Consider the following 9,722-nt stretch of genomic DNA (forward strand, 5'->3'; position numbering starts at 1 on the left):
CCTCCGGATCACGCCGGGCCCGTTGCCGTCCCGCCCGTTGCCGTCCCTTCCTCCTCTGCCTCCATGCGCCGGATTCCCTCGTGGGTGAGGGTGACCATCGCGGGGGTGTTGCCGGGTTCCCAGTCGACGGTGATCAGCCCTTCGCCCGCCAGGTAGGTGCAGGCGGCGGCCAGGTCCTGTTCCGGTACGTGGAGGTCGCGCCGCAGCTGTGCTCCGGTGATGCCGAGGAGGCGGTTGCCTTCGACGGCTTCGTACAGGACCTGGAGCACCTGATCGCGGTAGGTCTTGCGTTCGCGCAGTGTGGCCATGACCGCGTCCTTTCGTGTGGGGGACGGAGCGGGCTCCGGGGCCGGTCGGGGCTTCTCAGATCTCGTCGGAGTGTGCGCCGGTGCCGGCGGGGGTCCTGCTGGCGGCCAGCCACGAGCGGGCGGGCCCGGCGGGCGTCGCCGTGTCCACGGTGAGGTGGAGGCGGGTGTTGCCGTCGAGGGCGGGGTAGCTGCGCTGTTCCGCGCCTGCGAAACAGCGGCGGAGCGCCTCCGCGACCGCTCGGGCGGCTTCCGGAGTGTGCGCGATGATCCGGACCTCGGCGTGCCCGAGTGACGGCAGGGCCTGGGTCTCGATGTACTTCACGTGGGAGTGGTTCCCTTCAGGCTGGGTGAGGAGGCCGGCGGGTCGGGGCGCCGGGGCGCCCCGACCACTGCCCCCGGTCGGAGGAAGGTCCGTTCCTTACCGGTCGGCACCCGGGTGGTGGGCTCGACGACCGGTGTCGTCCGGCAGGCCGGGCGGCCTCGGCAGGGGGTCACTGAAGCGGTAGGCCTCGATCCGCGCGTCGTTCCGGGCGTTCAGCACGTGGATCCAGCGCATTGCGACGCCGATCATGAGGATGATCACCGCGATGAGGACGACGGTCTCCACGGAGCTCACCTCCAGCCGTTCCCGGCCGGCGGCAGGGCGGTTCGGCCCATCGGCTCCCCGAAGGGGGACATGCACGCCCCGCCCTCGTCCTCCCAGGCGGCTTCCCGGCGGCGGGCGTCGCGGATGCCGCGCCCGATGACGCTCTCGTTGGCCATCAGGACGCCCGCGGTGAGGGCGCTGCCCGGGATCGCGGCGGCGGCCATCAGCCGGGCCGCGGCCGCGGGCTCCGTCTCGGGCGGGATCACCAGGAGGTCCCAGCGGCCGACGGTGTAGGAGAGCAGGATCAGCTTGTCGGGGTCCTGTTCGGTGAACCAGCCCACGTGCAGAATGCGCCCGGCCACGGCAACCGTGCGCGGGACGATCGGCCAGCGGGCGGGATTCACCGTGACACGGGTGACGCGCCCCCACGGTTCCTCCAGGGCGGCGGCGAGCGGTGGGAGCTCGGCTTCGAGGTCGCGGGAGTAGGGCCACCAGGCCCCGTCCAGCCGGCCGGCGAGCGTGGTCTTCGGGGTGAGGGACAAACGTGCCGGGAGCTCTGCTGCGAGATCGCGGGGCGCGGTCCGGTCGAGGGTGGTGGTCATGATGCGGACCTGCCCCCGGACTGCCCGTCGGCAGCCCGGTTTTTAGGCGATCGCCGGAAATGACACCCGCGTGAAGCCGGTGTTCGAAGTACTCCCGGTCCTTTGACTGTACGCCTGTTCGGGGGACTCTCACCGGCGTGACCAGGTATTTTCCGGCGGGCGGCGGAGCGCGCGGCAGGAGTACCGTGAATGTACGGCGGGCTGGTGCGCGTCGCGGCCGGGCACGGGCGTCGCTATCGCCGCCCGACCTGCGGCGGCGTATGCCCGCACCTGCAGACGGGCGACCCCCATGGCTGACTCCGACATCCCCCGCCCTTCCCCGCTGCTCCTGCCGGATGAGATCCACCAGGCGGTGAAACCGGGTACCGCCTTGCTGCGGCTGGAGACCAGGCGGTCCCGGGAGGGAATCCTGGACGGTGCGTGGTGGCCGCGCACACGCGACATCGGGACCGAGCTGCCCGCGCTGATCAGCGTGTTGACGGGGCATCTCGGGCCGATCACCCGGGTGGGCGTGGACGCGTCCGCCTGGAACGGCCTCCCGGCCCGTCTGGTCATCGAAGGCCAGGTCGTGCACCTCGATTCCGACCCCGTCGGCGACGACACGATCCTCGTCACGCGCGGCCACAACGACCACTTCGCGCTGTTGGTGGTTCCCCCGGACACGAACGCCGACGCTGCGCGCGAAGCGATGGCCCGCGCCGTCCGCGCCGACAACATCACGCAGGCCACTCAGATCCTCATCGCCACCACACCCGAACCCGACGACGGCGTCGCCGATGCGGCGGGCTGACCCCGAACCCTCAAGCGGGCGAGTGGTGCGCCGGTCAGAGCCCCTCGTCGTGCAGGTCCTCCTCGCGCAGCAGGTCGTCCTCGCGGCGGCGCGAGGTCTCCTTCTGGCCGGCCTTCTGTCCCTTCTCGCGGGACGACTTGCCGGGCTGGGGCCGCGCGGGGTCTCCGGGGCGATGGTGTTCCTGCGCCTCGCGCCCCTTGCCCTGCTCCTCCTGGTGCTTGTTCTGCTTACCGTCCATGACGGCGACTCCTCTTGATGCGTGGGGTACGGATTCCTCTCCGATCACGCTGACACGCACCGCGACGGTCTGCATCATGTCGCCCGCGAAGCGAGGCACACGGATGACGCCCTCCCGGGTGTGGCTCCACCACGGCCCCGGGAGGGCGCTCAGTGCGTGCCGGATGCCACGCCGTCACCAAACCAGTCACTTCCTCCTCCGCCCGCCGGCCTTCTCGCCTTCCTCCTGGCGTCCGCGTTCGGTCCACGTGCCCTGGTGCCGCCAGCACCGGGATGTGCCCTTCATCGTCAGGTCGGAACAGCGTTTTCCGCCCTCGATCGGCCACCCGCACTTCCCGGCGCCCCGCGACAGTGGCGGGGCAAGGAGCGATGACCGCTCACCCTGAAGAACCTGCTTCAACGGACCGGCAGTTGTGCAGCCCATCCCGCTCGGGCCGTCAAAGGGCAGACGGGTGACATGGACCATGTTCCTGCTGTCGCACCAGTCACCGCAGGGGCCACGCTGGCGGCGGGCGCGATCACAGGGGGCTTCACGTTCGGAGCGGCGCGTCGGCAGGCCGTGGCTCAGGAGAACCAGGCGAGAGAGGCTTCGCGGGCGTGGTCCGGCGGCGTACTGGCGGAGGGCCCGGTTCCTCGCGCCAGGTTCCGGATGGTCCCGGGCCTCCATCCCGTCACGCGGCGTCGAGGGCTCCGGTGATCTTGCGGGTGATGTCGGTCAGGGTGGGCGTGGGCTCGCCCTTGCGGGCCTGGGTGGCCGTTTCGACGGCGACCAGGACGGTGCTGCGGAAGTTGTCGGCCTCCGCCGGATCCGCCTTCTTGAGCAGGCCCATCGCTGCGGTCAGGGCCGGCAGCACCTGGTCGGCAATCGCGGCTACGGACTTGCCGTCCAGGTTCTCGACCTTCGACTTCTCGGCGAGGACGTGGCCGACCAGGCCGGTCGCGGAGGACAGGGCGATGGAGCCCTCGGTGGCGACCTTGTGGGGTGAGCCGGTGGCGTCAGCGGCGGCCAGCAGCGAAATGGCGCCGTACGCGGCGGTCCGCAGGGTGAGCTTGTCCTGGGCGGTAAGGGTGAGGGACATGGTGGTGTACTCCTTCGATCGAACGGACGGACGGTGACTGCGGTCCTGTTGGCGCCCGGGGGCATACCGGGGCGCGGGCTCGGTGTCAGTCGTCGATCGCCTGGTAGAGCGTGGTCCAGAAGTCGTGGATGAGCTGCGCCGGATGCGGGACTGACAGCCCGACCTGGGTGAACAGGATTCCGGTGAGCTGGTTGTCCGGGTCGGCGTAGGCCGTGGTGCCGGTTCCGCCGTCCCAGCCGAACTGGCCGATGGGCGCGTAGTCGCCGCGGTAGGTGCGCACCGCCATCCCGAAACCCCAGCCGCCCTGCTGCCCTTGGCCGAACGACACATGGACGTTGTTGGTGGCCAGGGCGTGTCGGGTGGCTTGCTGTTCGGGCGTGAGGCAGTTGGTGGTCATCAGCTCGACGGCGGCCCGGGACAGGATCCGCTCGGTCCCGTGCATCCCGTGATTCAGCAGCATCCGGAAATAGGCGTGGTAGTCGTCGACGGTGGAGACCAGCCCACCGCCGCCGGACTGGAACACCGGAGGCTCGCTGACCCGTCCGCCTGCCGCCTCGTCCCACACGGTGAACTCGCCGGTCTGCGGGTCGGGGGCGTAGCTGGGCGGCAGCCGGTCGATCTTGTCGGCGGGGACGTGGAAACCGGTGTCCTGCATCCCCAGTGGATCGAGGACGCGTTCGCGCAGAAACGTCTCGAACGGCTGGCCCGAGACCCTGGCGACAAGCACGCCGAGTACGTCGTGGCTGATGTGGTACTGCCAGTGCTGTCCGGGCTGGTGCATCAGCGGGAGCGTGCCGAGGCGGCGCATCCACTCGTCCGGCTCGGGCGTCGTGCCATGGCCTGTGAGCTCCAGCTCGAAGACCGCATCCATGATCGGAGTGCCCAGCGACGTCAGATCCATGCCGAGCCCGAACGTGGAGGTCAGCAGGTCCCGTACGGTGATCGGCCGCCGCGCCGGCGCGGTGTCGTCCAGCGGGCCGTCGATCCGCTTCAGCACCTGCCGGTCGGCGAGTTCGGGCAGCCACTGCTCCACCAGGTCGTCCAGGCGCAGCCTGCACTCGTCGAGCAGGACCATCGCCGCTGCCATTGCGACCGGCTTGGATGTCGAGGCCATCCGGAAGATCGTGTCCCGGCGCATCGGCTCGCCACCATCGTGCCGCATCGTCCCGAGCGCTTCGACGTGCGTCTCCTCGCCCCGGCCGACCAGGGCGACGAGTCCGGGAATCTTCCCGGACTCGACGTGCCGTGCCAGCACGTCGCGCATTCGGCGCAGCCCTGCTTCGGAGAAGCCGCGGTTGCTCTGTCCCATGATGAATCTCCTTGCATACGGTGTTTGATCTTCAAGACCCGTCCCTGCGCGGCACTCATGGCAGGGGACTCCCTCGGCAACGCCGCCGCCTGGGCCGTACCGATGTTCCCCAGGGCCGGGTCAGGCCGCGGGGGCTCCGGCCCACGGGTCGAGCGCCGTGCAGGCCGGCCGCCGCTGGTGCTCGTAGGCATGGCGTGCCGGCCCGGGCAGGGGGGCCAGCATCTTCGTGATCGTCGTTTCGCCGGCGCCGTCCGGGAGCCAGGGCAGGAGCCGGGGCGCGTCGGGGCCGATCCGCTGGGCGTGGACCGTGCCGGAGTGGGCTCACCGCTCCGGCGTGACGGCCTCTTGGCCGAGCGGAAGCGCGGCCTCCTCTTCGTGGGCGAGGTGCCCGGTCAGGCCGGTGACGAGGGAGTCCGCGAGGTCGCCGACCAAGTACGGCGTCGTTCCCAGGTCAGCCAGGGCCATGTCGAGCGCTTCGACCGGCGGATCGAGGGCCGCGTGCTCGGCCTCCATCGCCTCCGAGGGGGCGAGGTCGTCGGGCCTCCCGGTGAGGTTGTCGCGCGGGGCCGGCCACAGGGCGTCGTCCTCGGCGCCGGGGTGGACGCGCAGAGCCGTCTTGAGGAGGTCCCAGCCCGCGGCGGTACGCAGGGCCTCGCCCGGTCGCGATCGGCGCGCGAGGTGATGCGGGTGACGTGCTGGAGGTCGCGCCGAAGCGCGTCGTGCATCGCGTACATCGCGATCATGTCGCGCCGGCCGTCCATCGTGTCCGCGTTCCTTTCCCGCGCCCGTGTCCCGCCGGTCACCCCCGGCCTTCCGCAGGATCTCCACGTGCGCGTGCATGCTCGTTGGTCGCCTTGCAGGTGCTGCCTTTGCCCTTGATGCCGGCCGGTAGCACGAAAGCCGGGTTGTTCATACGTGCCCGCATGGTGAAATCTCCTGTGACCAGGCGTCGTTCGACGCGTCGTTCTCCGGTGGCCTCAAGGCTCCCTCGGGCGGCGGACGTGATCAACGCCGGATCTGGAATGGCTCGATAACCGCAGGGTTATGTCGGGGAGCGTGAGCACGCGCGGGCGCGGGGCATCGCGGACGTACGGGACACCGGCTGCACGTGAGTCAGGCTCTCCGTTCTCGCCTTCACCACGGGAGCCGGACTCGGCCTCGCGTGGCTGACTGCGGTGACGGCCAGGCTGGTCACCGAGGTGCGTGTGCGTGCCTCGAACCGCTGGTCAGCCGGTCATCCCTATGGCGCGCAGGACGCTCGTGTGGTCTCTGACCTGCGAAAACTGGTTGCCGAAGGGTACGCCGCGAAGGTCTTCCCGTACCGGTGTCGACTGCTGTTCACCGTTCCGAAGGGCATGCACGCGGCACGGGTCCGCCGATCCTGACGCCCTTCACATCGAGAACGTCGCTGTCGCGCCACTCGCGGATACCGGCTGATGGATCATGTGTCGCTCCCTGCGGTGGGACCGTGCCGACACAACGGCCCCGGCACATTCACACGCCGGGGCCGCCCTTCCGGGCCGCCGCACGTGAGAGTGCATTGACCCAAACATCATGCTACGCCTGGGGCGCATCCCCGGGATAAGGGACTTTCCACGGTGATACGGGCCTGCAGGCCGGCGTGGTCTGGCGCGCCTCGACTGACAGGACCGTGACGACGATGGTGACAAGGGCAAGGCCGAAGCGGGGCCTCCGCCGCCAGGACCGGCTGCGCCCCCGGGCAACCCGCTCCGCCTGTGGGCTGTCCTGGACGAATCGGTTCTGTGGCGCGTCTGGAGAGGTTCACCGGCGACCTCTATCTGGAGAAACGATCCGACGTGCGGCGCTACAGCGACATGTATGGGTGTACGCAGGCACGGAGTTCCGGCCAGACGCCCGCACGCTGTCCCTGCCGAGGGTGTGACCGCGTTCTCGGGGCTGATCACTCGCAAGCCCCACTGAGCCCCTGGACGGCGCGTCCAGGGGCTCAGCCGCCGAACGGCGGACCAGGCGGGTCCCTCTGTGCTTGATCGAGCTTCAACCACTTCCGTCGATGCGTACGTCGCTGTCGGTGACGGGACGGGAGACGGTCACGCCTGCGATGGGCTAGTCCTGTCGGGTTGCTGTACCTCGCCGGGTCCGCTTCATGGCGAGGAAGGCCGAGCCTCCGACGAATGCCAGCGCGGCTGCGGTGGCGGCCGTGATGCCGATGCCGGCCTCGCTGCTAGAGCCGGTCGTGGCGAGGTCCGGCGACGCCTGCTTCGGCTGCTGGCCGGTGGCGGCGCTCACGTGGGCGAAGTTGACGCTCTTGGCCGTGTGGCCGGGAGCGAACTGGCCCAGAGCATCGTCGAGGCCGCCCGGCAGGAGGTCGGCCCACGGGGGCTTGCCGTGGCCGTCGTGGCCGTCGTGGCCGTGGCCGGGCTTGCCGTGGTCGTCGTCGCGACCGTGCTCGCCCTCGTCGTCGTGACCGTGGTCGTCGTCGTCGCCGCCGTGTCCGTGGTCGTGATCGCCCGAGTCGCCCTTTTCACCCTTGTCGCCGCGAGGCCCCTTGGGCCCTGCGGGTCCGGCGGGTCCGGCAGGTCCGGCGGGTCCTGCGGGTCCTGCGGGTCCGGCAGGTCCTGCGGCGCCCGTCGGGCCGGGAGCACCGGGGGCGCCGGTCGGGCCGGGGGCGCCGGGGCTGCCGCTCGGGCCGGGGGCGCCGCTCGGGCCAGGAGCGCCGGTCGGGCCGGGGGCGCCGGGGCTGCCGCTCGGGCCAGGAGCACCGGGGGCGCCAGTGGGGCCGGGGGAGCCGGTGGGGCCAGGAGCGCCGGTCGGGCCGGGGGCGCCGGGGCTGCCGGTCGGGCCAGGAGCACCGGGGGCGCCAGTGGGGCCGGGGGAGCCGGTGGGGCCGGGCTCACCCGTCGGGCCGGGGGCGCCGGTCGGGCCGGGCTCACCCGTCGGTCCGGGAGGCCCGGTCGGTCCGGGAGGTCCGGGCGGGCCGACGGCGCAGGCCGCCCTCGTGATGGTGTTGTTGTCCAGCGTGACGGCGCCATTGCGTGCCAGGGCGCGGCCTTCGATCACGGCGCCGGTGTTCACCGTGATGGATTCCAGGGCCAGGATGTTGCCCTTGAACTGGGAGGTCGTGTCGATGGTGGCGGAGCTGCCCACCTGCCAGAACACGTTGCAGGCGTTTGCTCCGTTGATGAAGGCCACGACACTCGCCGGAGCCGTGATCAGGGTCGAGGGGATCCGGAAGATGAAGACGGAGGCGGGGTCGTTCTGGCCGTCGAGAGTGACCGTCCCGGTGATTCCCACGGTCGTCGGGGCCGTGTAGACGCCGGGCGCCAGTGTGAGTCCGCCGATCTCGGCCGAAGCGAGCACGGTCCCGGGGCCTCGGCCTGCCGCGTCGTTGTAGGCGGTGACGAGGTCGGTCTTCGCCTGGAAAGCAGCGGGGTTGGGGGCAATGCGCTGCACTCCGTTGACGATGCCGGGCGGAAAGTTGGTCACCGATGTGCCCGGAGCGAGCCCCAGGTCGCCGTTGATGACGGTGGGGGTGTTCGTGTTGGTGACCGTCGAACCGGCCAGAACCGCGTAGTTGGTGGCGGTACCCAGCCCCACGGGGGCTTCGGCGGCGTGCGCGAGGCTCGCAGGCAGGGTGACGGACGCCGCCAGCAGCGCTGCGGGGAGCATGGCGAAGGTTACCCGTTTGAGCGTATTGCGTTGAGGTCTTTTATCGGGTGGAACCGACCGGATGACATCCAATGCCATAGCAGGACCTTTCTTGTTGCTTCGGCTCTCAGTCCTCCCGCAGGAGGATCCCGAGCGCCCGCGACGATGGCGGCTCAGGGTCGCGAGCCCCCTGCCGGCGCCCGCGCGAAGGCTCCACCTGAGCGGGGGGCGAGAGCGACTCCCTGCCCGAGGTAGTGATACGCCGTCACGCGGAAGTAGTCACGCATATTTCACAGCAATAGGCCGTAAATCAGAAAAAATGGCCTATGTGAGTGATGTGACCTCAGGAATTAGACGCACGTCTGTGCGAATCTGTCGTGTCTTTCCGGCGGGCGTGGCCTACTCGTCGCGCCCGTACGTCCCTCTCTGGGGCGGTCTTCGGACGCTGCCAACGACCCCAGCTGAGGAGGAGGGTGGCTCGGTCGGTGTGGAAGCTGTCGCGTTCGGCGGTGGAAGCCCGCACCGTCGGCGAGATCCGGCTCTACCGGCGCACCCTGCTGCATGGACCGCCGGCGTACCCGGTGCTGCACCTGGTAGGGCTTGGTCAGGTTGGCTTGACCTGAGGTGATTCCTGACCGAGGACTCTGCCCCTGCCGTATCGCGGCAACCGTCCGTGCAGTGAGCGACGTGCGGTCAGCACGCTCGGCGCGGCCCGCCCCGAGCGCGTCGACTGCAGCGGAATCCAACCGAGCCCCACCAGTGACCTGAGTCTGAGGTTTGGCGTTGGGTCGGCAGGAGTCGTCCTGGTCCGAGGATTCCGCCATTGTCCGTAACCGATCTCCGGCGGGCTGTGCTGGAGTGCGCGTACGGGGTACTCGATCATGGAGGTGTCGCGTCGGCGCCTGGCCGGAAAAACTGTCATCGACTGCATGAACCCGGTCGACTGCACGACCGGATGCACAGCGGAATGCGGCAACGGGTCGCGGCCATTTGTGCGCTGGCGGCTCGCGTGCTTGTGGCCGGAACAGCCCAGGGTTCTGAGAACGTTGACGTGGGCCGGCGCAAGACCGCGACCGTGTACCGCGTACTGCCTTCGTTGACCGGGAGAGAAGTATGACCATCAAGGACATCGGGCCGGAACCTCAAAGCTTCGACCTTGAGAAGGCGACGCTCGAGAACACGGA

At 70.2% G+C, this 9,722-nt stretch carries 11 protein-coding genes; 2 read left to right on the top strand and 9 right to left on the bottom strand.

Going from position 1 to position 9,722, the window contains the following annotated elements; genetic code table 11:
- Positions 1–8: 8 nt before the first annotated feature.
- From ACZ4YL_RS31620 to ACZ4YL_RS31635, 4 genes are all read right to left on the bottom strand, one after another.
- Positions 9–308 carry a hypothetical protein gene (locus tag ACZ4YL_RS31620; protein ID WP_468121229.1) on the bottom strand — a complete coding sequence of 100 codons (300 nt, stop codon included), beginning with the start codon at positions 306–308 and terminating at the stop codon, positions 9–11.
- 55 nt (positions 309–363) lie between these two features.
- Complete coding sequence (locus ACZ4YL_RS31625) at positions 364–630, bottom strand: hypothetical protein (RefSeq protein ID WP_468121230.1); 267 nt, start codon at positions 628–630, stop codon at positions 364–366.
- Between the two features lie 96 nt (positions 631–726).
- A complete protein-coding gene (locus tag ACZ4YL_RS31630) occupies positions 727–915 on the bottom strand; it encodes a hypothetical protein (protein WP_468121231.1) in 189 nt (62 codons plus the stop codon).
- A 5-nt stretch (positions 916–920) separates the two neighbouring features.
- Positions 921–1,496: a DUF5994 family protein gene (locus ACZ4YL_RS31635; protein WP_468121232.1), complete on the bottom strand. Its 576-nt coding sequence runs from the start codon at positions 1,494–1,496 to the stop codon at positions 921–923.
- A 289-nt stretch (positions 1,497–1,785) separates the two neighbouring features.
- Between ACZ4YL_RS31635 and ACZ4YL_RS31640 the strand changes: the two genes are divergently transcribed.
- Positions 1,786–2,286, top strand: a complete 501-nt coding sequence (locus ACZ4YL_RS31640; protein ID WP_468121233.1) for a DUF5994 family protein — start codon at positions 1,786–1,788, stop codon at positions 2,284–2,286.
- A 34-nt stretch (positions 2,287–2,320) separates the two neighbouring features.
- On the opposite strand, the gene ACZ4YL_RS31645 is transcribed toward ACZ4YL_RS31640, so the two are convergent.
- The 5 genes from ACZ4YL_RS31645 to ACZ4YL_RS31665 form a co-directional block, all read right to left on the bottom strand.
- Positions 2,321–2,524 carry a hypothetical protein gene (locus ACZ4YL_RS31645; protein ID WP_468121234.1) on the bottom strand — a complete coding sequence of 68 codons (204 nt, stop codon included), beginning with the start codon at positions 2,522–2,524 and terminating at the stop codon, positions 2,321–2,323.
- A 670-nt stretch (positions 2,525–3,194) separates the two neighbouring features.
- On the bottom strand, positions 3,195–3,602 hold the full coding sequence (locus tag ACZ4YL_RS31650) for a hypothetical protein (RefSeq protein ID WP_468121235.1): 408 nt from the start codon (positions 3,600–3,602) through the stop codon (positions 3,195–3,197).
- Positions 3,603–3,687: 85 nt separating this feature from the next.
- Complete coding sequence (locus ACZ4YL_RS31655; protein ID WP_468121236.1) at positions 3,688–4,911, bottom strand: serine hydrolase domain-containing protein; 1,224 nt, start codon at positions 4,909–4,911, stop codon at positions 3,688–3,690.
- Positions 4,912–5,232: 321 nt separating this feature from the next.
- The gene (locus ACZ4YL_RS31660; protein ID WP_468121237.1) at positions 5,233–5,751 is read right to left on the bottom strand and encodes a hemerythrin domain-containing protein; all 519 of its coding nucleotides are present in this window, start codon (positions 5,749–5,751) and stop codon (positions 5,233–5,235) included.
- 1,245 nt (positions 5,752–6,996) lie between these two features.
- Positions 6,997–8,559: an ice-binding family protein gene (locus tag ACZ4YL_RS31665; protein WP_468121238.1), complete on the bottom strand. Its 1,563-nt coding sequence runs from the start codon at positions 8,557–8,559 to the stop codon at positions 6,997–6,999.
- 464 nt (positions 8,560–9,023) lie between these two features.
- On the opposite strand from ACZ4YL_RS31665, the gene ACZ4YL_RS31670 reads away from it, so the two are divergent.
- Positions 9,024–9,161, top strand: coding sequence for a hypothetical protein (locus ACZ4YL_RS31670; protein WP_468121239.1), 138 nt, complete (start codon positions 9,024–9,026; stop codon positions 9,159–9,161).
- Positions 9,162–9,722: the final 561 nt, after the last annotated feature.

The sequence above is a fragment of the Streptomyces sp. NPDC030021 genome, from assembly GCF_055574035.1.